Genomic DNA, 26,549 nt, shown 5'->3' with positions numbered 1-26,549 from the left:
GTTCTTGCTGAGCGAACGCGGCGCCTGTGGGTTCTTCGCGAGCAAGCTCGCTCCTACAATTGCTGTGCTTTTATCAGTGCAGGCCGTCAAGGCCCTTTACATCTTCTACTTTCAGCCCGCCCAAGCGTGCATGCAGACGTCCACGCGTGGCGAAAGCCCAGATCACGACGAGCTCATCCGGCGAGGGGCCGTCGCCGAATGTCACCGAGAACGTGTCGTAGTGCGAACGCACGTAAAGTGCATCCTTGTGCGCCAGCGGCACGTCGATGGTCGAACCCGGGCCGCCACGCTTGCCGGTGGACGGCACCCACGACTTGCCACCGCCCAGGGCAACGCGGATCGGGTCGGCGGCCGGGTTGGTGAGGAACGCGTTGCCGTGCTCGTACTCACCCGCGCTGCCTACCAGGATAGCCTTGCCGTAGCTTTCGATCGTGCGGGCACCGGCCAGGGCCTGAATGCGCCGGCCGAACTCTTCGCCCAGCAACGGCGACGGCTCGATCAATTGCGCAAGGTCTTCACTGTAACGGCCGGCGTACGGGTTGGCGATCACGGCGGCCACGGCGTATTTGAACACCGGTTCGCCATCGGCCAACTGGCCACTTTCGTTAGCCAGGGTTTCTTCGACGAAGCTGTACCATTTGCGGATGTGATAGCTGGCGAAATTCGCGGTTTTCATCAGGTGAACCTCGGTTCAAATCGGGTCAAGGGGATCAAGCGTGATGTTGCGACTCGGCGCACGGGCGGCCTTGAAGCGGGCCTTGCCGCACGCATCGTCATGCTCGGTCTCGAGAAAGAATTCCATGCGATTGCAATCGGGGTCGTTGAAATACAGGCCGTTGCCGATTTCATGATCGGTAATTTTCACCACCTCCACCCCCTTCTTCAGCAACATGCCGTAGAGCTGGCGCAAGGTGGTCATGTCACCTTCGATTTCCAATCCGTAGTGCTGCAGGCCCAGGCCGCCCTGGTGGGCGCCCGGTTCTGCACGAATCAAGGCGATGTCGTGATGCTTGGTGCCAAATGCCATCATGACCCAACTTTCGCCCCGGGCACTTTCGTGCATGCCCAGGATGTCGGCGTACCACAGTGCCGACACATCAGGATCACTCACAAATAGCGATAAGTGAGTCCGAAGGATTTTGACTTTCATCACTGATTACCTCAGTTCTTCTTGACGATGGATTGATGCCCGGCCTTGATCTGCGCCACGGCAGGCGTCCAGAGCACATCTGCGATCTCGCTGAATTCGCGCCAGTGCTTCTGCCAGCTATCCCCGCCATTGTCGGAGGTGAACAAGTGCCCATACTTGGTGCCCGCCACGATCTGGCGCGGGTTGGCCGGGTTGAAGGCAATCGCCCAAACGCAGGAGTTGGGTTGTTGCGGCAGGGGCAGCACGGTCCACGTGAGTGCAGCGTCACGGGATATCAGGATCTTGCTGGTGGTGCCCGGCGTACCATCGGAAATACTCAGGTACAGCTCGTTTTCCGTGCCCAGCGGCGCGTTCATGGCGCGCAGGTAATACAGGCCGAAGGCTTCGCGACCGACAATGCCGGTCCAGGTCAGCCCCTCGTCCAGGCTGCGGTAAACCGCATTGACGCAAACCACCACGATGACTTTTTCACCGTGATTGGGCAGTACCACAATGTTGTGGATGTCCGAGTTGTAGTCCCACAGCAGCCGGTCGTCGACGCGGGTCCAGCTGTCACCGCCGTCACGGGAGTGAAACAGCCCACCCTCTTCCAGGCCGAACCACAGTTGGTTGCGGTCGGTGGGGTCATAGGCGAAGGCCAGCAAGCGGGGACGGCTGACGCCGTCGCAGAACTCCGGGATCTCCACCGGAGCGCGATCCCAGCTCAGGCCACCGTCCAGGGTGCGCCACAACACGGCACGCGACGGCGCGCCGGTGCCGACGAAAATCCGCTGGGCGTCCTGTGGGTCGACCGCTACCTTCCACACGGTCTGCCCGTTGAACGGCGAATCGATGCGCTGCCAATGCCCGCCGGTGTCCTGGCTGACACACAAGCCCACGTCGGTACCGGCGTAGATCCGCTCCGGCGTGCCAGGATGCACACTCAGGGACCGGGTGATTGCATCGAACTCAAGGTCCTGCCCCAGGCCCAGGCGGTGCCAGGTCTTGCCATCGTCGGCGCTGCGAATCACCGCTTGCCCGACAGTGGCGACCAAAAGGGTTCCGTTACTCATCTCTGATACTCCTCAGATATAGATGCCGCGCGTCAAACCACCGTCGATGCCGATGGACTCACCGGTTACCGCGCCGGCTTTCGGCGACGCCAGGAAGCCAATCAACCAGCCCATTTCAATCGGTGCGAGGGTGCGGCGAATCGGTGTGGCGTCGATGTAGGCCTGCTCGACCTGCTCGGCAGTCTTGCCCTGCTTGACTGCTTCGCGCTCGTACAGCTCCTGGATATGCGGGGTATCGACGACGCCGGGGTGAATCAGGTTGACCGTAATGCCCGACGGGCCAAGCTGGTCGGACAGGGTCTTGGTCATGTGCGCGATGGCCAGGTTGCGCATGCCCGAGAGCACTTTGCTGCTGCGCCCGGTGAGGCCGCCGATGTTGATGATGCGACCGAAGCCGCCCGCCTTCATGTGCGGGGTCACAGCCTTGGCGCAGCGGAAATAGCCGATCACCTTGGTGTTGAGGTCCGACAGCAGTTCATCGTCGCCGGCGTGTTCGATGTCATTGCGCACCACACCCGATGGCGCCGCAGCACCGTTGACCAGGATGTCGATACGGCCGAAATGCTTGTACGCCGCATCGACCATCTCGGACACGGCCTTCATGTCATTGGTGTCACAGAACAGCGGCAGCACTTCATTGCCGGTCTGTGCGGTGATCTCTTCGGCCGCCAGCTGCAGGAACGCCATGCGCCGTGCGCAGATCACCACCTTGCAGCCTTCCTCGGAGAGAAAACGTGCGACTTCCTTGCCGATGCCCATACCGCCACCGGTGACAATGGCCACGCGGCCTTTCAATTCCAGATCCATAGCAATTACCTCTTGTGATTATTCAGTTCAGGCCAGATCGACAAACACACTCTTGGTCTCGGTGTAGGCATCGATCACGTTCTTGCCCATTTCCCGGCCCCAGCCGGATTGTTTGTAGCCACCGAACGGTGAAGAGGGATCGACCACGTTCCAGCAGTTGATCCATACCGAGCCGGCCTTGAGCTGTGCGGCCACGCGATGCGCCGAGCGCAGGTCGCGGGTCCACAGGCCCGCGGCGAGGCCATACGGCGAATCGTTGGCGCGCAGCACCAGGTCGTCGATTTCGTTCCAGCTCATGACGGTCAGTACCGGGCCGAAGATTTCTTCGCGAGCTACACAGGCGCGCTCGGCACGGTCGAGGAACACGCTCGGTTGAATGAAATGCCCTTGCTCCAGGTGTTCGGGACGGCCGCCGCCGCAGATCAGTTCGGCGCCCTCCTCCTGGCCCCGCTGCAGGTAACCCTTGACGGTGTTCAACTGCCGCGCGGAGACCAACGGCCCCATGCTGTTGGCCGGGTCCAGGCCGTTACCCAGCACATAGGCGGCGGCATGGCGCTGCAATTCTTCGAGCACCTGGTCGAGCACACTGGCGTGTACATACAGGCGTGAACCCGCCGTGCACACCTGCCCTTGGTTGTAGAAAATCCCATCGGCGGCCCCCTTGGCGGCGCGCACAATGTCGGCGTCTGGAAGAATGATGTTCGGTGACTTGCCGCCCAGCTCCAGCGAAACCTTTTTCATGTTGCCGGTGGCCGCCTGGGCGATCAGCCGCCCGACCTGGGTCGAGCCGGTAAAGGCGATCTTGTCCACGTCCGGGTGCTGTGCCAGCGGTGCGCCGGTGTCGGCGCCCAGGCCGGTGATCAGGTTGACCACGCCGGCGGGGAAACCGGCGGCCTCGATCAGTTGCACCAGGCGAATCGCCACCAACGGCGTCTGCTCGGCGGGCTTGAGCACCGCCACGCAACCGGTGGCCAGCGCCGGGCCGAGCTTCCACACGCACATGGTCAACGGGAAGTTCCACGGCACGATCAACGCGCAGACACCGACCGGTTCACGCAACGTGTAGTTGAGCATCGGCGCGCCGCTGGCCGGCGAGACGGGCAGCGTGCTGCCTTCGATCTTGCTGGGCCAGCCGGCGAAGTAGCGAATGATGTTGGCCGCGCTGGCCGCTTCACCCCGTGCGTTGGCGATCGGCTTGCCGTTCTCCAGGGTGATCAGTTGCGCCAGCTCCTCGCGGTGCTGGTCCAACAGATCGGCCAGGCGAAACAGCAACAGTCCGCGTTGCGCCGGTGACTGGAAGGCCCAGGCGCCGGTAAACGCTGCACGGGCGGCCGCAACGGCGGCATTCACATCGCGCTCATCGCCTTGGGCGACTTCGGTCAGGGTCTGTTCAGTGGCCGGGTTTTCCACCGCAAAGCGGCGACCGCTGGCGGCGTCCTGCCAGGTACCGCCGATGAACAGGCGACCGGGCTGGTCCAGGAACGCCTGGACGGCAGGTAATAATGGGAGCTGGTTCATGGTCGACTCCTTCAAAGCGCCATTTCGATCAGGCAAGGCCCGGCATCGGCGGCGGCATTGGCCAGCGCCCGTTGCAGTTCGGCATTGGTGTGTACGGTGCAGGACGGCACGCCGTAGCCTTTGGCCAGGGCCTTCCAGTCGATGCGCGGAGTGTCGAGCACGGTCAGCTTGAGCGACTGCGGGTCGAGCTCGGTCATGCCGAAACGGCGCAGTTCGTTCTGCAAGATTGCGTAGCGGTGGTTGGCGGCAATCAGGATCACCACCGGCAACTGCTCGCGGGCAATGCTCCACAGGGTCTGGATGGTGTACTGGGCGCTGCCGTCCGATTGCAGGCAGAACACCCGGTTGCCACGCTCAGCCAGGGCCGCGCCAAACCCCACCGGAATGCCCTGGCCGATCGCGCCACCGGTATTGGTCAATACACGGTGCCGCGCGGCACGGGCAGAGGCGGTGAAAAACGGATAGCCGCAGGTGCCGCCCTCGACCGAGACAATGCAGTCGTCCGGCAGCGCGGCGGCCAACACTTGTCCCACCGACTGCGGGCTCAACGCGGCCTCGCCCGGCGGCAGCTGGATGTCCTGCGGCGTCGGTATGTAGGCAGGCGCGTCCAGCGCATCGGCCAGCGCGGTCAGCGCCCCGGCCACATCGTCGCCCACTTCGGCCAGCGACAACAGACGCTCACGCTCAGCCAGTCGCGACGGGATACCTTCGTAGCCGAAATAACTGATGGGCTCCACGACACCGGCGCACACGACCTTGTCGTACTGCTCGAGGATCTCGATGGCCACTTCCGGGAAGTACGGCAGGCGATCCAGGTCGGGCAAGCCACCCCCCCGGTAGCTCAGGCGCGGGAAGGTTTCGGCAAACATACGCACGCCGGGCAGCTGCGCCAGGCGCCCCGCCGCTTCCAGGCCGGCCACCGACAAGCCCTGGTCACCGACGATGAACACCAGGCGCTGGCCGTCGCGCAGGGCCTGGGCCACGGCTTCGATGCGGTCGCCGGCAAAGCGCCGCACCGGCGCACGCAGCGGGCTGAACTGGCCGTTGTGGGTCACGGTATTGGATTGCAGGTCCATGGGCAGGATCAAGCTGGCGATCTGGCCCTTGGCTTGCCAGGCGGCGCGCATGGCTTCCTGCAAGTCTTCGCCCACACCCGACGCGGTGCGCGAGGTGCGTACCCAGCTGGACACAGTACCGGCCAGGGCCTGGATGTCGCTGGCCAAAGGCGGATCGTAATTGACGTGCCATGACGCGTGGTCGCCAATCACATTGACGATGGGCGTGTTGGCGCGCCGTGCGTTGTGCAGGTTGGCGATGCCGTTGGCAAAGCCAGGGCCCAGGTGCGTCAGGGTCATTGCCGGTTTGCCGGCGATGCGGCCGTAACCGTCCGCGGCACCGGTACACACCCCTTCGAACAACGACAACACCGGCTTGAGGGCGGGTGCACTGGCCATCGCGGCCACCAGTGGAATCTCGGTGGTTCCCGGGTTGGCGAAGCAGTACTCGATACCGCTTGCCGCTGCCGCATTCACTATCAGTTGCGCACCATTCATTGTCAGCCCTCTCACTTGAGCGTTTTCTTTGATGAGATTTATCACACATAAAACCATACAGGACAAGTATTTTTAATCATAAATCTCTTATATTGAGATTTATGCGATATTTAAACCGAGATAAGTTAATGTGATGACCTGTAGGAGCGAGCTTGCTCGCGAAAAACGTCAGCGATAACGCGTGCCTCCTGAAGGAACGCGGTGCCTGTGAGTTTTTCGCGAGCAAGCTCGCTCCTACAGTGGATCCGGGGCGTTTTCGCCTATAGTGCATACCCGCGTGCAACCCCTTCTCTAGGAACGAAATGAGCAGTCTGAACAAGTTGTTGAGGGTCCTGGATCTGATCGGTCCACAGACGTTGAAGATCGACCCGGACACCATCGCCGAGCGCATGGGCCTGTCGCGTGCCACCGCGTACCGCTACGTCAAGGAGTTATGCGACGCCGGGCTGCTGACGCGCGTGGACGCCGGCAACTATGGCCTGGGGCCGCGCGTGATCGAGCTGGACTGGATGATGCGACAGTACGACCCCATCCTCCTCGCCGGGCGCGAACTGATGCATGAGTTGTCGGCGCAGACCGGCCTTGCGGTGTTCGCCAGCGTTTTCTATGACGGACGCATCATCAACACCTACATCGCCGAACCCACCGACACTTACCACTTCTCCTTCGGGCGCGGTCACCCGCTGCCGTTTTTTCGTGGCGCGCAATCCAAGGTATTGATCGCCTTTCAGAAAGGTCGTCGCCTGCAACGCCTGTTCGAAGAACACATGGCCGGCGATGCGGACAGTGCCTACGACTGGGCAAGCTTTTCCAAGGCCACGAAGAAGATTCGCAAGGACGGCTATTGCATGACCCACGATGAACTGAACCTGGGCCTGACCGGCATCGCGGCGCCGATCATCCAGCCGGATATCGACGAGGTGGTGGGCAGCCTGTCCGCTGTCGGCAGCACCCAGAGCTTCAAGCTGCTGCGCCAGGAAACCGTGATCGAGATGGTGATGGACACCACCCGGCGGATTGCCGAGAACATGCGCAATCAGCCGGGCGCCGCCACGTCCTGAGGTCAAGACGCGACAGCCAGGGTGGATCAGAACGGTACGGCGACGGTCACTTGGCTGTACACATTGGTGCCGTTGCCGACGGCCTGGTTGCCGCCCGTGGTGGAGTCCTGTTTCGGTTTGTAGAGACCGATCAGGGGCGTGATGATCAGGTGCGGGTTGACCGCCCACTCGGCGTACACGTCCAGCTCCCGAGCATCGAGGTTCAGTGCATTGCTTTTGCGCACGGTCTCGAAGTCGAAGTACAACGCGCCCAGGGTCAGGTTTTCCAGCGGCGTGGCCTTGAGGCCCACATGATGGATGCGGGTGTTGCTGTTGAACGGTCCGGAATAGTTGCCGCCGACTTCGCCTTGCAGCCAGGTGCCGTAGCCCGTGCTTTGCCCGGTGAACAGCGAATCCCATTTTTGTGAGTAGCGGGCGTAACGGTAGGTGACCTTGGGTGCCCAGGCGACATCGGCAAAGGTGTAACCGGCTTCGCCGTACCAGGCTTTTTCCGGCCCGCTGTCCTTGTCCTGCCAGGCGTATTCGAAGGCCAGGCTGACATTGGGCAGGCCCGCGTCGCCTTCGCCACGCACGCTGTAGATATTCATACCCTTGCGCTGGCGCTGAAAATCACTGGCCCAGCGATCGTTTACATCAATGCCATGCACCCAGGTCAACCCCAGGGTGCCGGGCTTGGTGGTGTAATCGAGGGTACCGGCGGCCACTTCGGTTTCGGCCTGGGCGCGGTTGTCGGACTTGAGCCACAACAGACTGCCATGCAGGCCGTCCTTGCCACCCAGGCGCAGGAACGCGGTCTGATCGAACGCATGCCGCGCCGCCAGATAGTAGGCACCGCCCCGGTTCAGCGCGCCATCGGCCGGGCCCTTGCCCAGGTTCGGCCCGTCGTCGTTGACCAGGAAGCCCCTGCCGAGCTTGACCACCTGGCGCCCGCCGGAAATATCCACGCCGTCCTGGCCCAGTGCCGGGAACAGGTCGCCGGAGCGCCACCCGAGGTAAGCGTCTTCGATTTTGGTGGTGCGTTCGGTGCCCAGGGTATTGCCGGCCGCGTCGCCGTCGCCCCAGGTGGCGGAGCTGAGCAGGGCGAACGCACCGTAGGCGGTGCCGTTGCCTGCCAGGGACTGGTCGCCGCTCAGGCCGTATTTGATAAAGCCTTCACGCCAGGTTGAGCCGCCCGACGTGCCGTTGTAGTTCTTGCGACTGTTGAACATACCGAATACGGCAGTCATGTCTGCGTTGAGATGGCGGCTGTCATCGCTGTACAGCTCATAGGCCTGGGCCTGGCTGATGGCGCAGAGCGTCAAGCTGCATGCCAGCGTACCGCCGAAGAATAAAGTGGATGGGTAGCGCATGATCGAAGCTCCTTGAAGCGCGTCGTTAAAGGCTGTCTCAGATAGCGGCAACAGGGGTGCAGCAACGCTGCGCCCCTGTTGGCCGAGGGTTACTCGCCCGCGCGCTTATTGACGAACAGCAATTGCTGGCCGGTGAACTCCAACAGCCCTTCGAGGCCGAACTCGACACCGAAGCCGGACATCTTGCTTCCGCCGAATGGCGTATTCGGTTGGATCCGGGCGTGACAGTTGACCCAGGCCACGCCACTTTCCAGGCGACTGGCCAACGCCTGCGCCTGCTCGACATCCGGGCCCCATACCGAGCCGCCCAGGCCCATGTCACCGGCGTTCGCGCGGCGCAGCACGTCCTCGACGTCGCTGTAAGCGATCAGCGGCAACACCGGGCCGAATTGCTCCTCGTCCACCAGGCGCTGGCCATCGGTCACATCCGCAACCAATGTCGGTGGGTAAAAGAACCCCGGACGGTCCAGACGGGCGCCGCCACACAGGACCCGCGCCCCCTGATCCCGTGCATCGGCGACCAGGGCTTCAACCAACTGCAATTGCTCAAGGTTCTGCACCGGCCCGAAGTTGACGCCGGGCTCCAGGCCATCCCCCACCACCTGGCGCTGGGCAATCAGCGTCAGCGCGTCGGCGAAGGCCTCGTATTGGGATTCGTGAATGTACAAACGCTTGAGCGCTGCGCACGTCTGGCCCATGTTGAGGAAGGCCGCCTGGAAAATTTCCTCGGCGACCTCTTCCACCGATGTGCCGGGCAATACAATCGCAGCGTCGTTGCCGCCCAGTTCAAGGGTCAGGCGCTTGAGATTGGTCGCAGCGCCGCGCATCACGCTCTGGCCGGTGGCGGTGGAACCGGTGAAGACAATCTTCTGAATGCCGGGGTGCGAAGTGATCGCACTGCCGAAACCCCGCTCGCCGGTCACGCAGTTGATCACACCGTTGGGTACATGCTTCGCAATGATTTCCACCAGGCGCAGGGTACTCAGCGGCGTCAGGCTCGACGGCTTGCTGACCACGCAGTTGCCGGCCCGCAGCGCCGGCATGATGTGCCACACGGCAATCATGAACGGCCAGTTCCATGGCGTGATGGACGCCACCACACCCAGGGGTTTGCGGTGCAGCTCAATGCGCTGGGTCGGGGTTTCTTCCACCAGCTCCACTTCAATCTGCTGCCCGGCCGCATAGCGGGTCCACGCGGCGGCGCCCATGACTTCGGAAAACGCCAGTTCCAACGGTTTGCCTTGTTCCTGCACGATCAACCGGGCCAACTCATCGGCGCCCTGCTCGATACTCTCGGCAATCGCCAACAGTCGCTCGCAGCGCTGAGCATGGGAAACGTGACGCCACGCCTTGAAGGCCACTTGAGCGGCGGCCACCGCGTCGTCCAATTGAGCCAGCGAGCCGGCCGGGCATTGGGCGAATGCGGCGCCGGTAGCCGGATTGATCACATCAAACTGCCCGTTTTCACCGGCAACCTGAATCCCATTGATAAGCATCTTATAGTGGTGCATGTGTCATCTTCCTTTAACGCTGGCGAGCCTTGCCGGACAACGGCAAGCGAACAGTGTGCAGTGGGGCGGTATCGCTTGATGCCTTAGAGTTTGTGGCTGCCCAGCGCCAGGAAGCGCTGTGGCGAGACCTTGCGCAGTCGCACGGCGAGAAAAATGCCGCCCAGCAGCGCCGCTGGAATGACCGCGCACAGTGCGTAGGACAAGAGCTGGCTGGCGCCGGTGAGCACATCGAAATGCACCACCGCCAGTATCAGCACCATCAGCAAGGCCAGGCTGGAGAAAATCGGCAGGATACGCCCGCGCCAGAGGCCGACATTGAGTTCCGGGTGCCGGTGGAAATACACACACACCGAGATCGAAGTCATCGCCATGAGCAAGATCACGCACAAGGTGGCGAGGTTGGAGAACCAGGCGAACAGTTGCAGGATCGGATCGGCATCCATCGCGGCGAAGATCAGTACCACCACGGCGGCGATCAGACTTTGCAACGCCGAGCCCATATGCGGGCTCTGGTGCACACGGTGGGTGGTGCCCAACAGACTGTGCAGCAGACCGTCGCGCCCGATAGCGTAGAAATAGCGCGCCGCGGCGTTATGGAATGCCAGCATCCCGGCGTAAATGCTGACCATGAACAGCACCCGGATAATCTGCGTCAGATACGGGCCGACAAAGTGGTCCGACATGCCGTAGATAAAGGTGGTTGGGTCCTGCAGGGCTTGCAGCATCGGCACGATTTTATCCGTACCTACGCCCACCACCATCGACCAGACCGACAGCGCGTAGAAGCCGCCGATCAGCAGCACCGAGCTGTAGGTGGCAATCGGAATGGTGCGGTGCGGATTTTTCGCTTCTTCGCCGTAAATCGTCGTGGCCTCGAAGCCGATAAAGGCCGCGAAGCAGAACAGCAGGCCGATCGACGGGGTACCGCTGAGCACATGCTGGCTGGTGAACGAGTCGAGATTGACACCGCTGTCGCCGCCAGTCTTGAGAATCGCAATATCCAGGGTCAGGATCGCCAGGTATTCGGCAATCACGACCACCGACAAGACGCGGGCGGACAGATCGATCTTGCGATAGCCCAGGATCGCGATGCTGACCATCGCCATCAGCGAGTAGGACCACCAGGGCAATACCAAGCCGTATACGCTTTCCATGGTGCCGCTGACCACGCCGCCGAACATGCCATAGAGGCCGACCTGCAGGATGTTGTAGGCAAACATCGCCAGCACGCCCGCCGCCCCTCCGGCCAGGCCGCCCAGGCCGCGCGAGGTAAAGGCGTAAAAACCACCTGCGTTGGTGACATGCCTGGCCATGGTGGTGTAACCGACCGAAAACGCCAGCAGCACCGCCAGGGCCAGCAATAACAAGGCCGGGGTGCCGGCACCGTTGCCCAGCATGATGCCAATCGGGAAACCTCCGGCGATGACGCTGAGCGGGCTCGCCGCCGAAATCACGAAGAAGATGATAAAGCCGACACCCAAGGCGCCACGCTTGAGCTCCGTGGAGCTGTTGACCGGGATAGATACACTCATCTTATTAACCTTATTGTATGAGGCAGTCGCTGTGGTATAGGACCGATCAAGGCGCCATCGGTACCAGATAGCGCTTTTGTTTTTGGGATTGCACGCTGTATTCGATCCTATGCCCGCCCACGAACACCCCGCTATCCCAAATCGGTAACATCGCCGGCGTCACCCCCGACCGGCAATGCCCCGAAAGTCACGGCCGATTTGGGATAACGGCGCCCTTGTGCATTCAGGCATGCTAGGTCCAGCCCTCTTTTACGGACGCCAGCCATGCCCTTTACCGACTCCAAACGTCGCTGGCTGATACTTGCCATCATTTCAAGCGCGCTGCTGCTTATCGTCATTGACATGACGGTGCTGTACACCGCGCTGCCCACACTCACGCGGGAGCTCAGCGCCACGGCGTCGCAAAAGCTCTGGATCATCAATATCTACGCGTTGATCGCCGCCGGCCTGCTGTTGGGCATGGGCACCCTCGGCGACCGTCTCGGGCACAAACGGCTGTTTATCGGCGGCCTGAGCGTTTTCGGCCTGTTCTCGCTGATCGCTGCGTTCTCGCCATCGGCCAGCGTCTTGATCGTTGCCCGTGGGTTCCTGGCGGTGGGCGCGGCGATGATGATGCCCGCCACATTGGCCCTGGTAAGGTTGACGTTTACCGACCGACGCGAACAGGCGATGGCGTTCGGACTATGGGCATCAGTGGCTTCAGGGGGCGCCGCATTCGGACCGGTCGTAGGTGGATTGTTGCTGGAGCATTTCTGGTGGGGTTCGGTATTCCTGATCAATGTGCCAATTGTGCTGTTGGCCTTGCTGCTGGGGGCGATAGCCATTCCCGATCATCCGGGAAATAGCCAGACACGCTGGGACTGGCTGGGTTCGCTGCAGGTCATGATCGGTTTGATCAGCGTAGCTTATGCGGTCAAGGAGCTGGGTAAACGGCAACCCTCCTTCGAGGCCATGCTGATAGCACTGGTCCTGGGCACGCTATTTCTGGCGCTTTTCATTCGACGTCAACGGCGGGCCGATCAGCCGATGCTGGATCTGTCGCTGTTCTCCACGTCTGGCTTCAGAAATGCGGTGATTTCGGCAGTGGTATCAGCCGCCGCCTTGATCGGCATGGAACTGGTCTTCAGCCAACGCCTGCAACTGGTGCTGGACCTGTCGCCGCTGGAGGCGGCGCTGTTCATCCTGCCGCTGCCGCTGGGTTCGTTCGTCGCCGGGCCGCTAGCCGGGCATTACCTGCCGCGCCTGGGAGAGCAGCGCATGCTGTTCTGGACGCTGCTGCTTTCGGCTGCCGCAATGCTGACCTACTTGCTGGCGCACAACGCCGCAGTGCCAGTGCAGATCGTCAGCCTCGCGCTGCTGGGCCTTACGATGGGCGCCGCACTGACCGCAGCGTCCAGCACGATCATGCTCAGCGTGCCCGCCGACAAAGCCGGCATGGCCGCCTCCCTTGAGGAAGTCTCCTTTGAACTGGGCGGCGCCGCAGGCGTGACGTTGGCGGGCAGCCTGTTATCGGCCATCTACGCGTACTCGGCGAGCCAGACGATTGCGCCATGGCTGGCCCTGAACCCCATGATCTTCGAGAGCCTCGACGATGCGCTGGTGGTCGCCGCGACGCTGGCGCCGGAGGACGCGGCGATGCTGATCGGGTCGGCCCGTTCGGCATTCGACGCGGGTTTCGTCGCCGTACTGGCCACCTGTGCGGCATTGCTGTTGATGGCAGCGCTGCTGGTCAGGCCACGCAACCGGGTGTCATGAATCAGTGACATCAGCCGATGCAGTAACACATCCAATAAAAAAAGTCGGTGGTGCCACACCAACCGATGATCGATCAACACGCGGTTTACCAGTGAGATAGCCCAATGCTCGACGCCCTTTCCATCCGTTTGAAATTCGTCCTCTTGTCGGGTTTGTGCCTGCTTGGCGTGATCGGTCTGATCGTCGGCATGAATCTCTACCAGGGCAACCAGAACAACCAGTTGATCAGCACCTCGAGCAGTACGATGCTGACTGACAGCGGCAAGACCCTGCTGCTGGCCAGGGCGGCGGAACAGGCGAAGAACCTGCAGGGCGAATTCGCCCGCAGCCGGCAGATCATCACCGCTTTTTCCGACCAGGCGGCCGGCTTGCGCACCATGGCCGCCCAGCGGGGGTTGGCGGCTGCGACATTGCGTGAAGAACTTAACCTGGCGCTCAAGACCACGTTCGAACGCAATCCCGAGATTCTCGGGCTTTGGCTGGTGTACGAACCTGATGCGCTGGATGGCAAAGACAGTGAGTTCGTCAACGACGCCGCACGCGCCGCCAACGAGAACGGACGTTTTGCCAGCGCCTGGAATCGCGGCGCGGGTCAAGCGATGAATATTCTGGTTCCCGAAAGCGATTTGCAGAAGACCGAGTTGAGCATCAGCGGCACGCCCTACAACAGTTGGTACACCTGCCCGCGAGACACGCGACGCACTTGCCTGATGGCCCCCTATGCCGACACCCAGGCCGGGCAGGTTCAACTGATGACCACGCTGTCGATGCCCCTGATCGCCGATGGCAAGGTGATCGGCACCCTTGGGGTCGACCTCGCGCTCGGCGCCCTGCAAGCTGCCGCGAGCGATGCCCAGCGCACCCTGTTCAACGGTTCAGGGCGCATGCTGATTGTTTCCGACAGTGGCGTACTTGCCGCCTACAGCGCGGATGCGAGCCAGGTCGGCAAAAATATCGACGTTCCGTTGAAGGATGAGGGCAAGGTCGTGCTTGCGGCATTGGCGCAACAAAAACCTGTGGTGCTGGTCGGTGATGCGCTGATTCGCGCTGTGTACCCCGTTGCACCCATCGCCGAAGCGCCGGCGTGGGGAGTGGCCATCGACCTGCCCAAGGATGTCTTGCTGGCGGACTCGATGAAGCTGCAGACCTTGCTTGACCAGACGCAAACCCGGGACACCCTGGAGTCGCTGGTGGTCGCCGTCGGTGCAGGGCTGTTGGGCTTGCTGCTCATCTGGTTCACCGCCTCCGGTGTGACACGCCCGATCAACAGCGTCGCTCGGATGCTCAAGGCGATTGCCAGCGGCGACGGCGACCTCACCCAGCGGTTGGATTACCGCAAGAAAGATGAACTGGGCGAACTGGTGAACTGGTTCAATCGGTTTCTCGACAAACTGCAACCCACCATTGCGCAGCTCAAGCAGAGCATCATCGCTGCGCGCGGCACCGCCGACCAGTCGTCGCACATCGCGCGCCAGACCAGCGAAGGGATGCAGGTGCAATTTCGCGAGATCGATCAACTGGCAACCGCGTCCAACGAAATGAGCGCCACGGCCCACGAAGTCGCCAACAGCGCGTCAAACGCAGCGATGGCGGCCCGGGGCGCAGACCAGGCGTCCAGGGAAGGCATCACCATCATCGAGCGCAGCACCCGTGACATCAACGCGCTGGCCAGCGAAGTCAGCAAGGCCGTGACGGAAGTCGAAGCCCTGGCGGTCAACAGCGAACAGATCGGCTCAGTGCTGGAAGTGATTCGCAGCATCGCCGAACAGACCAACCTGCTGGCCCTCAACGCCGCGATCGAGGCCGCGCGGGCCGGCGAAAGCGGCCGAGGTTTCGCAGTGGTGGCCGACGAAGTACGCAACCTTGCCAAGCGCACCCAGGATTCGGTAGAGGAGATTCGCCTGGTGATCGAGCGCATCCAGGCCAGCACGCGTGGCGTGGTGGCAACCATGCATTCAAGCCAGACTCAGGCCCAGAGCAACGCCAGCCAGATCCACCTGGCGGTGGAGGCGCTCGGTAAAATCAGCGATGCGGTGACGGTGATCAATGACATGAACCTGCAGATCGCAAGCGCGGCAGAGGAGCAGAGCGCGGTGGCTGAAGAGGTTAATCGCAATGTCTCGACCATTCGCGGTGTCACCGAGACATTGACCGAACAGGCGGGCGAGTCGGCGCAGATCAGCAGCCAGCTCAACGAACGGGCCAATCAGCAAATGAAACTGATGGATCAGTTCCGCGCTTAGCGCGTGGCGTGCAGTTGCGCCGCCGTGCAGGCCATCAGGCGCGCGCGCAGACGGGGATGGCGGCGCGGACGGTATGGGACGGTAACTCTGCGAACAGTGCCTGGTACTCCTCGGCAAAATGACTGAGGTGGTAGAAGCCCCATTGGGCGGCGGCATCACCGATGGAGAGGCGGGACGCGAGGGTACACATCAGGGTCCGACGCACGCCATTGAGCCGGACAGAGCGCAAGTAGTTCAGCGGCGTGGTCTCGGCTACCGAGCGGAAGCTGTTCTGCACGGTGCGCCGACTCACCTGCAGGCGTTGGCACAACTCGTTGACGCTGGGCACGTCGATTCTTTCGGCGGTCGCCAGTCGGTGGCATTTCTCGACAATGAAGCTGCGCGTGGAACTGGGGCTGCGTTGGAGCTTGTCGCAGGCCGGGTCGGTGAGCAATTGCAACAACTCACCGAGCAATGCCCGCTCCAGCCCCTGCTCGCCCGCGCTGTCGAGTTCCTCGCCGGCCTCCGCCAGGGAGAGCACGGCGAGCAATCCAAGCCGAGCCTGGGCGAAGCGTTGCGCAGACACCCGGATCACCGGTTGGCGCAGCAACCGACTGATCTCACTGGCCGACGCCGTTTGCTCCAGTACCTGCTCGAACCACTCGCGCTCGAAGGTCACGGACAGCAGTTCCATGCCCATCGGCATATGGAACATGAACTCCTCGCCCCCCTGCAGAAAGAACAGGCTGCTGTCATCGACTTCGCGACCCTGCATGCGCGTCGAACCCGGCACGCTGATCGGCACGGCAAAGCACATCTTGTCTCGCGGTGCCACACCGCGCTGCACCACCCGCTGGTTGATCTGCTCGCGAAACACGTGGCAACGCGCAGTGGTCAGCTGCATCAACGAACTCTCGGCCGGACCGGCCGTCAACTGGCTGTAATCCTGGCTCCACTCCTGGACATTGGCCGCATGGACGTGGATATCGCGAAAATGGCTTATATGATGATTTTTCATAATGTGCGAAAAGCCTCTGCCAATTTTTGTTTTTATTTCAAGCTACCTTGCAATATTCGCACATAGATCAATTACCGCGAAGTTTCTTCTCAAATAGGGCCTTTGGCGGAGCCTGCCGATGGACCGATTCATCATTTGCCGATTCGGGCTAACGGACAGGCACACTCCATGAGAATGATCCACATACTGAAACCGACATTCCAGAGAGTGCGTCATGATTGAGTCCAAACTAGAACCCCTGCATTTCGCGGATGCCCCGCACATTATTTCCAGCACCCTGCCCGGCCCGCTGACCCGCGAAGCGCTGGCGTTGTCGGCGAGTACCGAATCGATGGCGCGCGGCGGCGGCCGTATGCCTATTGCCATGGACCGCGCGTTCGGCGCGACCTTCAAGGACCCCGACGGCAACGCCTACATCGACCTTTCCGCAGGCGTGGGCGTCAGCAGCGTCGGGCGCTGTCATCCGCTGGTGGTAAAAGCCATCCGCGAACAGTCCGAAGTGCTGATGCATGCCCTGGAAATCAACAGCACCCGCCGCACCGAACTGGCCGCCAAGATGTCCGAGATCGCGCCAGAGGGCTTGCGCGGTGACTGCATCACGTTCTTCACGCAAAGCGGCAGCGATGCGCTGGAAGCGGCCATCAAGTTTGCCAAGCGCATCACCGGGCGCCACCAGATCCTCGCCTTCCACGGCGGCTACCACGGCGTGTGGAACGCCTCGGGCGCGCTGACCACCGGCACGGCCTACCGCAAGGGCTACGGTCCGATGATGGGCGGCGTGATTCACGCACCCTACCCCTATGCCTACCGTTTTCCTTTCGACACCACGCAAAAAAGTGCCGAGCAGATTGCCGGCGACTACGTGGACTACCTGCTGAACAGCCCTTACACCGCCGCCGATGACGTGGCCGCCGTGATTGTGGAACCGGTGCAGGGCGAAGGCGGCTACGTGCCGCCCTCCCCCGAATTCCTGCAACTGTTGCGCAAGGCCTGCGACCGCGCCGGCGCGTTGCTGATCGTTGACGAAGTCCAGTCCGGTGCGGGCCGCACCGGCAAGATGTGGGCGGTCGAGCACTCCGGCGTCAAACCCGACATGCTCACCTTCGGCAAGGGTATTGGCAGCGACCTGCCGATGGCCGGGCTGATCATGCGAGCGGACCTCGCCGCACAGATTCCCGACGGTTCGATGCCCAATACCTTCGCCGCCAACTCGCTGTCTGCGGCCGTGGCGTTGACCAATATCAGCATCCTGCAGGACCCGGAACTCGGCCTACTCGATCGCGCCCACACCCTGGGCCTGGAAGCGCAGGAACGTATCCGCGGGTTCAACAGCCCGTTCGTCGGCGAAGTTCGCGGTCGCGGCCTGATGATCGGTATCGAGCTGGTTGAAGACGCCGCCACCAAGACACCGCTCGAAGGCGCCAAGATCGGCCAGCTCATGGGCTACCTGATGAACCACGGCGTACTGATGATTCCCTGCGGGCGTTACAGCAACGTGATGCGTGTGATGCCTTCGCTGACGATCACGCGCGAGCTGTTCTTCAAGGCGTTGGACATTTTCGGCGATGCCCTGGCCTCCCTCAAGGCCTGAGTGCGTCATCTCCAACCCCTCCCATCACGCATGGACACCCACATGACCGAGCACCTGAAACACTTTATCCAGGGCGCGCCCTGCGACGCCAGCGACGGAGCGCGCATCCCCCTCATCAACCCCGTGACCGAACAGGTATACGGCAGTTGCGCAAGCGGCACCGCCGACGATGTCGACCGTGCCGTGGCAGCGGCGCGCGCCCAACTGGAAGGTGGCGCCTGGAGCCAGCTTGACGGCGCCCAGCGCGGTCGGCTGCTATCCAAACTCGCCGACCTGGTGGAGCGCGACAGCGAATCACTGGCCGACATGGACGCCGACGCCATCGGCCGCTCACCGCTCGAACCGCGCCGGATGGACCTGCCCAACGCCATCGCCAACCTGCGCGCGGCCGCCGGCTGGGCCAATCAGCTTGAAGGGCGCACCATTCCCACCGGCGGCTACTTCGGTCGCAAGACCCTCTCGTACACCGTCCGCGAGCCGGTAGGCGTGGTGGGCGCGATTGTGCCGTGGAACTCACCGCTGATGATCACCGTGTGGAAGCTCGCCGCATTGCTGGCGGCAGGCTGTACCGTGGTGATCAAACCCTCGGAAGAAACCCCGCAATCGGCCTTGCACCTGGCGGCGCTGGCGCAGGAAGCGGGATTTCCCGACGGCGTGATCAACGTGGTGACCGGTTACGGTGCGCAGGTCGGTCGGGCCCTGTGCGAACACCCGGATGTGGCCAAGATCAGTTTCACCGGCAGCCCCGAGGCCGGGCGTGAGATCCAGCGCACTGCGGGTGTGCTGTTCAAGCGCGTGGCCCTGGAACTGGGCGGCAAGAGCCCGCAGATTGTGTTCGACGATGCGCCCTTCGACGATGCATTGTTCGGCTGCACACTGGGTTTGTTCGTCAACCAGGGGCAGATCTGTGCCGCCGGCTCGCGCATCCTGGTCCAGCGCAGCCTCGCCGAGCGCTTCGCGGCCGCCCTGGCCGAGGCCGCTCGCTCGATCAAGGTCGGCGACCCTCGCCAGCCTGACATCCAGATGGGGCCGGTGGCCAAGAAAGCGCAATTTGATCGCGTCAACCGTTACATCCAGCTGGGTATCGACCAAGGCGCCTCGCTGCTGGCCGGCGGCGTATCCACCCCTGACCAGGGCTGGTTCGTGCGTCCGACGATTTTCGCCAATGCCCGCAATGACATGGCGATCGCCCAGGACGAGATCTTCGGCCCTGTCGGCACGGTGATCACCTTCGACAGCGAAGAAGAGGCCGTGGCACTGGCTAACGACTCTGCCTACGGCCTGGCCGCCACGGTGTGGACCACCGACCTTGCGCGCGCGCACCGCGTGGCTGCAGCGGTAAAGGCCGGCGCCATCGGCGTCAACTGCTGGAGCCCGCTGGACGCCAACCTGCCGTGGGGCGGCGTCAAGGCCAGCGGTATTGGCCGCGAAGGCGGAATCAGCGGCGCGCTGGCCTACACCGAGGAGAAAGTGATCACCGTGCTGCTGCCTGCCTAGAACAGTCACTGCACCTGCCACCCTCTCGGCCCTGGTCGCAGAGGGTGGGATTCAGCCGTGCGTTTCGACGCCTTGATGATCAATAAAGAGACTGCGATGAACAACCAAACACAAACGGCAATCGATCGGTATCCCGTGTCCCTGCGCATCCTGCACTGGGTGCGTGCCGTCGTCATAGCCGGGCTGCTCTGGGCCGGCTGGCACATGACCGGGCTTGATGATGAAGTCGTGAGTAAATTCACCCTCTACTACCCGTGGCACAAATCGTTCGGCGTGCTGGCGTTTCTGCTGGTGCTGGTACAGATCGCCCTGCGTGTTCGCACCCCGGCCCTTCCGCAGCCACCGCTCACCCTGGCGGCGCATGAGCGATTCCTCTCACGGTTCGTACAACGCTCCATGTACGTACTGATCGTGGCCGTGCCGCTGATGGGGTACTCGATGTCGAGCACCTTCACCATGAGCGACGGCGTGTTCTTTTTCGGCGTCAACCTGCCGGAGCTGCTGCCGAAGAATGACAACTGGTTTGTGGTATTCCAATGGCTGCACAAAGTCCTGGCCTATACCTTGCTGGTCCTGATCGTGCTGCATATCGCGGGCGCGCTCAAACACCGCTTGTTCGACCGCGACCCTCGCAACGACGTACTGCGCCGCATGCTGTGAACGGATACATCCCGGGCACGCGTCTGCGATGAGGCCGGCAGTTGTACCCAAGACGAAAGCCGCGTCCACTGCGGCTTCTGTCGTTGGGCTGTCAGCGGCGCGGCGTCTGCAAGGCGTGGTAGCCGTAATCGGCGCGGGCCTGGCGTAACGGCACGCCCGCCTCGATCGCCGCACGAATATGCTCTTCGGCCTGGTGGATTTCTTCGGCCACCGCCAGCACCTGGCTCAGTGAACCGGATGGAATCACCACCAGGCCATCACCATCACCGCGCAACCAGTCATCGGGTTGTACCCGCACGCCGCCCAGCGTCACGGGTGCCTGGATCGCTTCGACACGCACGCGGTCCTTGCCGGTGCGCATCCAGTTACCTCGGGAAAAGATCGGGTAGCCGAGTTCCAGCGCACGGTCAACGTCGCGGCAGATGCCGTCAATCACCGTGCCGGCCAAGTGTTGGCGCGAGGCGGTCGAGGTCAGCAAATCCCCCCACACGGTGGTGTCCTGCCGTCCCTGATTGTCGATCACCACCACCTGGCCGGCTTCGAGGTCATCGATGTAATCACCCACCGAACCACCGTCCAGGCCAATAGGGCCGTAGCGCAGGGTCCAGGCTTTGCCCGTGAGCTTGAACGTGCGGTCCAGGGGCATGATGTCGGTGCATTGGCAAACGATATTGAGGCGGTCCATCGCATCGCTGAGGTCGGTGCAGCTCAGGGCGTCAAGACGGGTAAAAATAGAGGTTTGCATGATGGGGCCTTCCTTGTGTCCTGTGGGTTAACGCGCGGTGGCGGCGGCACTGAATGCGTGGATTTTGTCGACGATCTGGCGTGACGCCGTCCGGATTGCCGTGCTGGTATTGCCGGCGATGTGCGGCGTCAATTGCGCATTGGCAATAGCGGTCAATGGCGAGGCGAAACGGTCTTTTTCCAGGGCAAAGGTATCGATGGCCACGGCTTTGACGTGCCTGGGAAACTGGCGCATGAAGGCGGCCAATTGCTGCTCGTCGACGATCCCGCCGCGCGCGGTATTGATGAGGATTGAGCCCTGGCGCATCTGCCGGAACTCGGCAGTGCCGAACAAGCCTCGGGTCTGGGGGGTGAGCGGTACGTGGATCGAGACGATGTCCGCCTCGGCCAGTAACTGTTCAAGACCTGCGCGTCGTTCAAGTCCGAGGCTGTGCGCTACCGGTTCGGTAAAACGTTCGGACCCGGTGGCGATCACCTTGATGCCCAGCGCCGCAGCCTTGCGCGCCACCTGCCGGGCAATGCTGCCGGTGCCCACCAGCCCAAGCGTCAGTTCGGCGTATTCGGAGGCAGGTGCCAAGGTGCCTTTTGCCCAATGGCCGTTGTGCGTTTCGGCGTTGTAGTCATCCAGGTCGCGCGACAGAAACAGCGCCTGGGCCAGGACGTACTCGGCAACAGCGGCCGCGTTGGAGCCCGGCGTATTAAGGATCACCACGCCGCACTGCTCGCACGCCAGCCGATCAATATGATTGACCCCTGTGCCAGCCTGGGCAATGGCGCGCAGTGGCGTGGCCAGCGCCGACGAGGTGGCGGCTCGGATCAGGCCGGCGCCCAGGGGGATGTTCAGGCGCGTCTTGAACACGCTGTAACCCCCGGCCTGACTCACGGCGGCGATAAATCCAGGCTCGTCATGGCAGTTGATCTCGGCATAGTCAATGCGCGTGCCGTAGTGCTGCCGAATGCGCTCTTTGTCCGCGAAATAGTGCAGGTTGAGGGTGACGCCCAGGCCCCGTTCGAGAAAGCGATCGACTTCCTCAAACAGTAACGGCGGCCCGGGGGCATCCAGTATCAGGGTGGTCAATGTCATACCGTTGATCCTCTTGGAGGGTAGCGCCTGCCGATACCCGGGTTGCCCCAGGCATCGGGGTTAACCATCGGGTTAATCACCAGGTGAAATGGTGCGCACTTGCAGGATCGACCAGGCCCGCGTCGGTACTCACGGCCGCGAGGAACCCGCTGTAGAAATCATTCAGCGATGAAGACTGGATGAACGAGGGATTGCTTTTGGCGTAGATCAGGAACAACCGATAGATTCGCAGGTTCTTTTCCTTGCGGTAGACCTCGGCCTTGAGACTGGGCCACAGGTTGAGCACGCTGTTTTCCTTGATTTTCCATGGGTCCGCCGGCTCGGTACCGGTGGTGGCCTTGAACACGAAGCGCTTACCTTCAATCACTTCCAGGTGCAGGCTGGCCAGCAACTGTTCGGCCGTGCCGACAGCTTCAGTCTTCAAGGCCTGCGCCAGCGCCAGGATGTGGGCCTTCTCCGGAATGCTGCCGGTCAGGGTCAGCCAGGCGCATTTGAGGTCGGTTCGCGCAATGGCGTAGGCCATCCCTTTGACATAGGTATGAAAGCTCTCATCCTCGTTAAAAGCCTTCGACAGCTGCGTTGCCGGCGCTGGCGCGAACTGCCCGACGCCGATCAGTTCGCTGTGCAACCCACCGGCCAGCAAGGCGCGGGTCCAGGGAATCGCACGAATGGCATCGGGGCGCGACTCGAATACCTTGATGTTGAAGATACGAGAAGGCGGCCGGGTGCCTTTGGCGGTGGCCCTGACCACATCGAATCGCGCCAGGTCGCGCAGCAGGGAAGGCAGCGCAGGATGCTCGAAGAACGTCGCCTGGTAGCGGCGCACTACGTCCCCCCAACGTTGAATCCTGCCGGCAATGACCTCCTCGGACAGCTTCGGCTGGGGCTCGGCGTGCATACGGTACAACTGGCTGAGAAAGTTGACGGACTGGTTGCGGGTCAGCAGATGCGCGCGCATCTCCGCGCAGCCGGCCAGCATGAAGCGGGTTTCCGGGCCCTCCAGCGCGCCGAACTCCTGCAAGGTCTCGGCGATCACCCCATTACACCGTGCGTGTTCCCCGCCCATGATGACGTGGACGACCACCTCGATGCCATAACGGGCCGCGATCAGCTTGTGCTGGTTGGCAATCGCCATGTTCAGTTTGTGCATGGCCTTGCCGCCCTGCTTGCCCGTGTCGCTGGGGCCAAACGTGATGTATTGGCGGTTGCCGCGCGTTGCCAGGTGCTGGCGGTACACCGGGTTTTCGTACACCTCATGCACGGTGGCCAGCGTGCGCTCGGCACCTGCCAGGTCTTCGGGTTGCAGGGCGATGTCGATCCCATCCCGCACCTGGGCCGCTTTCATCAGAAACAGCACCTCCAGCGCGCTGAGGGCCGAGGTGTACTCGGCGATTCCGTGGATTTTCATGCGGTCGCGATAATGGTCGATCATTTCAAACCGTTCCACCGCGTTGCGCGCATCGTGCATGCGGATATAGCTTGGGTCCTGCTCCATCAGCGCAATGTAATCCTGGCCGGCGTATTGCTCGACTTTGCGGGTGTAAAGCGGCGTGGTGCGTTGCAGATACTCCTGCCACAGGCCAGCGGGCGTCTGGGCCGATCCGCCTTCCAGCGCGACCTCAAGTGCGGCCTGACGCGCACGCTCATCCAGTTCGTGATAGTGCCGGCCCTGGCCCAGGCCAATGGTTTCCAGCCACTGGCTGGACAGAATCTCATCGACCACGCTGCTGAACATCTCGGCGTTTTCACGAAACTCGATATCCAGATAGTGAAAGCCAAACGCATGCACCCGCAGCAGCAGACGGTCGATGGCGGCCGGCTGGGTAAAACGAATGCTGCTCAGTGCATCTATCAGTTCGGCGGGACGCTCGAAATGCTCGGGATGATCCCGGCCCACACGGGCACGAATCTCTTCAAGGCGATGCCGTGCGCCGCCGTCCTTGATCAGGCTGTCGATATCGGCGATGTAGCGATTGCGCAGCGCCGTTTCCAGCGCCAGCACCAGGGTTTCGGTGTGCTGGTTGGTGTCATAAGGGCGGCCATCCTTGTCGCCGTATAACCAGGTGAACAAGGTCAGCCATTTTTCCTGCGGCGCCAGGCCCAGGGCGTGATGCACGTCGGGCAACGCGTCATACACACTGTCGGCGTAAAAAATCTGTGATTCGATATCCGTGCCATTACTGCCCGACCACACGGCGTTGTACAGCTCCAGCAGGAGCTGCGCAGTGACTTGAGGCTTTTTGAGGCCACGGTCTTCGACGTGCTGGGCCAGTTTCTGCAAGACCAGCACAACGGAATGCTTGAGCTGGTCAGTCTCTTTGCACAGCACTCCCAGGCTGATATTTACTCCCGCAGGCGCTGTAATCAACTGCGGGTCAAGCGTGAGCAACTGACGAGGCAGGCTGGCCTGCGACGCAATCTGGGTCGCCACGCTCCTGACCGACAATTCGAACAGCAGTTGCTTGATCAGCAACAACTTCCAGAACGCCTCGACGTCTTTGCTGGAACGGGATTCAAAGAACGCCTTGCCCAGGGCAGCGGCCAATTTCGAATCCCCCTTGTCCAGATACGACAGCGTATCGATTTCAGCATAGATTCTCAGGCAGGCGCGGGTGTGCGGGGCTTGGGAAGCATCATCCGTGTTGGCCTTGAGTGCGTGCTCCAGTGCTCGCCATAGAACGTCATGCAGTAGCGCGGGGTTGGTATGGCCGATTGAGGGGCGAGTTGATGCATTTTCCAGTATGGAATTGATCACATGATTCATGGGTTCAAGCCTCGATAATTGTCAAATCCCTTGTTTGCAGTGCGCCGGACAGACACACGCAAAATCATCAATGTCCCAGGCTTAACCCACAGCGTCGCAACGAACGGAAATTACCTGTTCGCCGACAGAAAGCCCCCTAGCCGGTACCGAAAAACGGCTGAAAACTGAAACAAATTGTTACATCCGCCCGCAATAAAACATGGCTTGGATTTCTCCACAAAAGACCTTTTTGGAATAGCCAACTTGAAAATAAAGATAGGAAGCTAATAAAAATAACGGCACTGAAGTCCGGTTAACTGCCTGCATATTTTCTAACGTGCTGATTACTTGACATTAATCTGCAGGCACGAAAACCGGCTGAGCCGAGGGGGATATCGAGTAGGAATCACCCGCGGGCGCAACCTAAATAATTCTTCATAAACACCATTTCCTACTCAGGGAGCAGACATCCTTCCTGCCTGCAAAAGAAAAACCCGGCGCTTGGCCGGGTTTTGTCAGTTCATGCTGTGGGATGAACTACTTCGCACCGCCATTGTTACGGTCGGTCTGGGCGTCCTGATCCGATCCGGGATTGCCCGGCGGGGGGTTCCAATCTTCCGGCTTCTCGCCTGTGCCCTGCTTGGGCTCGGATTCAGCTTGCTCCAGACCTGACGCGTGGCCTTCGCCCAGGTCGGGCACTAGCTTTTCCGGTCCGGGATAGGGCGCTGCGGGACCGTTATTGTCATCGACCATAAATCACCTCTATTTCACTAGCGCGGTTGCGCACAGGGCTAAGTGGGCTGTTCAGACAGAACGTGAGAGTGCCCTTCAGCACGCGCCCGGCGGGATACCGTCCTTGTTGAAATCCTTCAGTCGCTCACGCTCCTCTTCGGTGGAGTGCGCCGGTGTTTGCTCTTCGGGTTCCTTGGGCTTTTCTTCGGTCATGGCTGATTCCTCCAGGTTGTAGAGATTCGGCACTCTGCGGCGCGGGCAGTTCAAAATGAATGGTCGCGCGGGCCGCGACCGTGTGGTTGCGACTCTGCGCGCATACAAAAAAGGCGCTCCGAAGAGCGCCTTTTTTACCGCCGATTGCCTTACTGCAAACTGACCTGACGCAGCTCGGGCTTGGCCTCGCCACCGATCATAATGCGCTTCGGTTTAGCCTCTTCAGGCACCTCGCGCAGCAGGTCGATGCTCAGCAGCCCGTTGTTCAAGGCCGCGCCACGCACTTCGATGTGGTCCGCCAGGCGGAACGACAACCGGAAAGCACGCTGGGCGATGCCCTGGTGCAGGTAAGCGACCTTCTCGTCGGTTTCGCGTTTGCCGCCGGAAACCGTCAATACACCTCGTTCGACCTGGATATCCAGATCCTCCTCGGTCAGGCCAGCCACTGCGATGACAATCCGGTAGGCGTCATCACCGTGCTTTTCCACGTTGTGAGGTGGATAGGAATTCGGAGCCTCGCTGCGCAGCGCCGACTCGAACAGGTCATTGAAGCGATCAAAGCCCACCGATTGACGGAACAGTGGGGCCAACGAAAGGGTAGTAGCCATTTTAAAATCTCCTGAGTTTCTCCAAGTGATTTAGTACGCGACCCGCATTCGGCATCGCGTGATCAAAAATTTATGGACGCTCAAAAGGATTTCAAGGGGGGGCGGAAAAAAATTTTTCTTGGCTGATATCGCTATCGCAGGAACGGCGG

At 61.7% G+C, this 26,549-nt stretch carries 21 protein-coding genes and 1 pseudogene; 7 read left to right on the top strand and 15 right to left on the bottom strand.

All coding sequences use genetic code 11. The annotated features are described in order from the left end of the window. Window positions 1-73: 73 nt before the first annotated feature. The 6 genes from BFP90_RS21625 to BFP90_RS21600 are packed head-to-tail and all read right to left on the bottom strand — an operon-like array spanning window position 74 to window position 6,080. Window positions 74-676 carry an amino acid synthesis family protein gene (locus BFP90_RS21625; protein WP_065897948.1) on the bottom strand — a complete coding sequence of 201 codons (603 nt, stop codon included), beginning with the start codon at window positions 674-676 and terminating at the stop codon, window positions 74-76. Between the two features lie 15 nt (window positions 677-691). After that, entirely contained in the window at window positions 692-1,150 is a 459-nt protein-coding gene (locus BFP90_RS21620) for a VOC family protein (protein ID WP_065885625.1), read from the bottom strand. Between the two features lie 11 nt (window positions 1,151-1,161). Beyond that, a complete protein-coding gene (locus tag BFP90_RS21615) occupies window positions 1,162-2,202 on the bottom strand; it encodes a WD40/YVTN/BNR-like repeat-containing protein (protein ID WP_065897947.1) in 1,041 nt (346 codons plus the stop codon). 12 nt (window positions 2,203-2,214) lie between these two features. Continuing rightward, window positions 2,215-3,009 (bottom strand): SDR family NAD(P)-dependent oxidoreductase, encoded by a 795-nt coding sequence (locus BFP90_RS21610; protein ID WP_065897946.1) that lies wholly within the window; start codon window positions 3,007-3,009, stop codon window positions 2,215-2,217. A 27-nt stretch (window positions 3,010-3,036) separates the two neighbouring features. After that, on the bottom strand, window positions 3,037-4,527 hold the full coding sequence (locus tag BFP90_RS21605) for an aldehyde dehydrogenase family protein (RefSeq protein ID WP_065897945.1): 1,491 nt from the start codon (window positions 4,525-4,527) through the stop codon (window positions 3,037-3,039). Between the two features lie 11 nt (window positions 4,528-4,538). After that, window positions 4,539-6,080 carry an acetolactate synthase large subunit gene (locus BFP90_RS21600; RefSeq protein ID WP_065885618.1) on the bottom strand — a complete coding sequence of 514 codons (1,542 nt, stop codon included), beginning with the start codon at window positions 6,078-6,080 and terminating at the stop codon, window positions 4,539-4,541. 302 nt (window positions 6,081-6,382) lie between these two features. On the opposite strand from BFP90_RS21600, the gene BFP90_RS21595 reads away from it, so the two are divergent. Further along, on the top strand, window positions 6,383-7,141 hold the full coding sequence (locus BFP90_RS21595) for an IclR family transcriptional regulator (RefSeq protein WP_065891977.1): 759 nt from the start codon (window positions 6,383-6,385) through the stop codon (window positions 7,139-7,141). A gap of 26 nt (window positions 7,142-7,167) precedes the next feature. Here BFP90_RS21595 and BFP90_RS21590 read toward each other — a convergent pair whose 3' ends face one another. The 3 genes from BFP90_RS21590 to BFP90_RS21580 all read right to left on the bottom strand — a co-directional run bounded on the left by BFP90_RS21590 (window position 7,168) and on the right by BFP90_RS21580 (window position 11,533). After that, complete coding sequence (locus tag BFP90_RS21590) at window positions 7,168-8,490, bottom strand: hypothetical protein (RefSeq protein ID WP_065891978.1); 1,323 nt, start codon at window positions 8,488-8,490, stop codon at window positions 7,168-7,170. A gap of 89 nt (window positions 8,491-8,579) precedes the next feature. Next, window positions 8,580-10,001 (bottom strand): aldehyde dehydrogenase family protein, encoded by a 1,422-nt coding sequence (locus BFP90_RS21585; RefSeq protein WP_065897944.1) that lies wholly within the window; start codon window positions 9,999-10,001, stop codon window positions 8,580-8,582. 83 nt (window positions 10,002-10,084) lie between these two features. Then, window positions 10,085-11,533, bottom strand: coding sequence for an APC family permease (locus BFP90_RS21580; protein WP_065897943.1), 1,449 nt, complete (start codon window positions 11,531-11,533; stop codon window positions 10,085-10,087). Window positions 11,534-11,797: 264 nt separating this feature from the next. On the opposite strand from BFP90_RS21580, the gene BFP90_RS21575 reads away from it, so the two are divergent. From BFP90_RS21575 to BFP90_RS29695, 3 genes and pseudogenes are all read left to right on the top strand, one after another. After that, the gene (locus tag BFP90_RS21575; protein ID WP_065891981.1) at window positions 11,798-13,288 is read left to right on the top strand and encodes an MFS transporter; all 1,491 of its coding nucleotides are present in this window, start codon (window positions 11,798-11,800) and stop codon (window positions 13,286-13,288) included. A gap of 104 nt (window positions 13,289-13,392) precedes the next feature. Continuing rightward, window positions 13,393-14,673, top strand: a pseudogene (locus tag BFP90_RS29700) (HAMP domain-containing protein); the annotation flags it as partial. A 102-nt stretch (window positions 14,674-14,775) separates the two neighbouring features. Continuing rightward, entirely contained in the window at window positions 14,776-15,531 is a 756-nt protein-coding gene (locus tag BFP90_RS29695) for a methyl-accepting chemotaxis protein (RefSeq protein ID WP_370671706.1), read from the top strand. Window positions 15,532-15,565: 34 nt separating this feature from the next. Here the strand turns inward: BFP90_RS29695 and BFP90_RS21565 are convergent, their stop codons facing one another. Next, window positions 15,566-16,528 carry a helix-turn-helix domain-containing protein gene (locus BFP90_RS21565; protein WP_065897941.1) on the bottom strand — a complete coding sequence of 321 codons (963 nt, stop codon included), beginning with the start codon at window positions 16,526-16,528 and terminating at the stop codon, window positions 15,566-15,568. 214 nt (window positions 16,529-16,742) lie between these two features. Between BFP90_RS21565 and BFP90_RS21560 the strand changes: the two genes are divergently transcribed. The 3 genes from BFP90_RS21560 to BFP90_RS21550 all read left to right on the top strand — a co-directional run bounded on the left by BFP90_RS21560 (window position 16,743) and on the right by BFP90_RS21550 (window position 20,276). Beyond that, entirely contained in the window at window positions 16,743-18,119 is a 1,377-nt protein-coding gene (locus BFP90_RS21560; protein WP_065897940.1) for an aspartate aminotransferase family protein, read from the top strand. Window positions 18,120-18,161: 42 nt separating this feature from the next. Continuing rightward, a complete protein-coding gene (locus BFP90_RS21555) occupies window positions 18,162-19,616 on the top strand; it encodes an aldehyde dehydrogenase family protein (protein ID WP_065885606.1) in 1,455 nt (484 codons plus the stop codon). Window positions 19,617-19,712: 96 nt separating this feature from the next. Further along, the gene (locus BFP90_RS21550) at window positions 19,713-20,276 is read left to right on the top strand and encodes a cytochrome b (RefSeq protein ID WP_065885604.1); all 564 of its coding nucleotides are present in this window, start codon (window positions 19,713-19,715) and stop codon (window positions 20,274-20,276) included. A 91-nt stretch (window positions 20,277-20,367) separates the two neighbouring features. On the opposite strand, the gene BFP90_RS21545 is transcribed toward BFP90_RS21550, so the two are convergent. The 5 genes from BFP90_RS21545 to BFP90_RS21525 form a co-directional block, all read right to left on the bottom strand. Continuing rightward, window positions 20,368-21,021, bottom strand: coding sequence for an RraA family protein (locus tag BFP90_RS21545; protein WP_065897939.1), 654 nt, complete (start codon window positions 21,019-21,021; stop codon window positions 20,368-20,370). A 27-nt stretch (window positions 21,022-21,048) separates the two neighbouring features. Beyond that, entirely contained in the window at window positions 21,049-22,104 is a 1,056-nt protein-coding gene (locus tag BFP90_RS21540; protein WP_065897938.1) for an NAD(P)-dependent oxidoreductase, read from the bottom strand. A 76-nt stretch (window positions 22,105-22,180) separates the two neighbouring features. Continuing rightward, window positions 22,181-24,868 (bottom strand): phosphoenolpyruvate carboxylase, encoded by a 2,688-nt coding sequence (locus BFP90_RS21535; RefSeq protein WP_065897937.1) that lies wholly within the window; start codon window positions 24,866-24,868, stop codon window positions 22,181-22,183. Window positions 24,869-25,384: 516 nt separating this feature from the next. Beyond that, the gene (locus BFP90_RS21530) at window positions 25,385-25,600 is read right to left on the bottom strand and encodes a hypothetical protein (RefSeq protein ID WP_065897936.1); all 216 of its coding nucleotides are present in this window, start codon (window positions 25,598-25,600) and stop codon (window positions 25,385-25,387) included. A 341-nt stretch (window positions 25,601-25,941) separates the two neighbouring features. Further along, window positions 25,942-26,400: an Hsp20 family protein gene (locus BFP90_RS21525; RefSeq protein ID WP_057722310.1), complete on the bottom strand. Its 459-nt coding sequence runs from the start codon at window positions 26,398-26,400 to the stop codon at window positions 25,942-25,944. Window positions 26,401-26,549: the final 149 nt, after the last annotated feature.

The organism is Pseudomonas sp. 24 E 13 (assembly GCF_900004715.1).
Lineage (GTDB): Bacteria > Pseudomonadota > Gammaproteobacteria > Pseudomonadales > Pseudomonadaceae > Aquipseudomonas > Aquipseudomonas orientalis_A.
This window is presented reverse-complemented; position numbering and strand designations above follow the sequence as displayed.

Coding starts and splice junctions, on each gene's coding strand:
- BFP90_RS21625 (WP_065897948.1), bottom strand. CDS start 676: ATGAAAACCGCGAATTTCGCCAGCTATCACATCCGCAAATGGTACAGC.
- BFP90_RS21620 (WP_065885625.1), bottom strand. CDS start 1,150: ATGAAAGTCAAAATCCTTCGGACTCACTTATCGCTATTTGTGAGTGAT.
- BFP90_RS21615 (WP_065897947.1), bottom strand. CDS start 2,202: ATGAGTAACGGAACCCTTTTGGTCGCCACTGTCGGGCAAGCGGTGATT.
- BFP90_RS21610 (WP_065897946.1), bottom strand. CDS start 3,009: ATGGATCTGGAATTGAAAGGCCGCGTGGCCATTGTCACCGGTGGCGGT.
- BFP90_RS21605 (WP_065897945.1), bottom strand. CDS start 4,527: ATGAACCAGCTCCCATTATTACCTGCCGTCCAGGCGTTCCTGGACCAG.
- BFP90_RS21600 (WP_065885618.1), bottom strand. CDS start 6,080: ATGAATGGTGCGCAACTGATAGTGAATGCGGCAGCGGCAAGCGGTATC.
- BFP90_RS21595 (WP_065891977.1), top strand. CDS start 6,383: ATGAGCAGTCTGAACAAGTTGTTGAGGGTCCTGGATCTGATCGGTCCA.
- BFP90_RS21590 (WP_065891978.1), bottom strand. CDS start 8,490: ATGCGCTACCCATCCACTTTATTCTTCGGCGGTACGCTGGCATGCAGC.
- BFP90_RS21585 (WP_065897944.1), bottom strand. CDS start 10,001: ATGCACCACTATAAGATGCTTATCAATGGGATTCAGGTTGCCGGTGAA.
- BFP90_RS21580 (WP_065897943.1), bottom strand. CDS start 11,533: ATGAGTGTATCTATCCCGGTCAACAGCTCCACGGAGCTCAAGCGTGGC.
- BFP90_RS21575 (WP_065891981.1), top strand. CDS start 11,798: ATGCCCTTTACCGACTCCAAACGTCGCTGGCTGATACTTGCCATCATT.
- BFP90_RS29695 (WP_370671706.1), top strand. CDS start 14,776: ATGCAGGTGCAATTTCGCGAGATCGATCAACTGGCAACCGCGTCCAAC.
- BFP90_RS21565 (WP_065897941.1), bottom strand. CDS start 16,528: ATGAAAAATCATCATATAAGCCATTTTCGCGATATCCACGTCCATGCG.
- BFP90_RS21560 (WP_065897940.1), top strand. CDS start 16,743: ATGATTGAGTCCAAACTAGAACCCCTGCATTTCGCGGATGCCCCGCAC.
- BFP90_RS21555 (WP_065885606.1), top strand. CDS start 18,162: ATGACCGAGCACCTGAAACACTTTATCCAGGGCGCGCCCTGCGACGCC.
- BFP90_RS21550 (WP_065885604.1), top strand. CDS start 19,713: ATGAACAACCAAACACAAACGGCAATCGATCGGTATCCCGTGTCCCTG.
- BFP90_RS21545 (WP_065897939.1), bottom strand. CDS start 21,021: ATGCAAACCTCTATTTTTACCCGTCTTGACGCCCTGAGCTGCACCGAC.
- BFP90_RS21540 (WP_065897938.1), bottom strand. CDS start 22,104: ATGACATTGACCACCCTGATACTGGATGCCCCCGGGCCGCCGTTACTG.
- BFP90_RS21535 (WP_065897937.1), bottom strand. CDS start 24,868: ATGAATCATGTGATCAATTCCATACTGGAAAATGCATCAACTCGCCCC.
- BFP90_RS21530 (WP_065897936.1), bottom strand. CDS start 25,600: ATGGTCGATGACAATAACGGTCCCGCAGCGCCCTATCCCGGACCGGAA.
- BFP90_RS21525 (WP_057722310.1), bottom strand. CDS start 26,400: ATGGCTACTACCCTTTCGTTGGCCCCACTGTTCCGTCAATCGGTGGGC.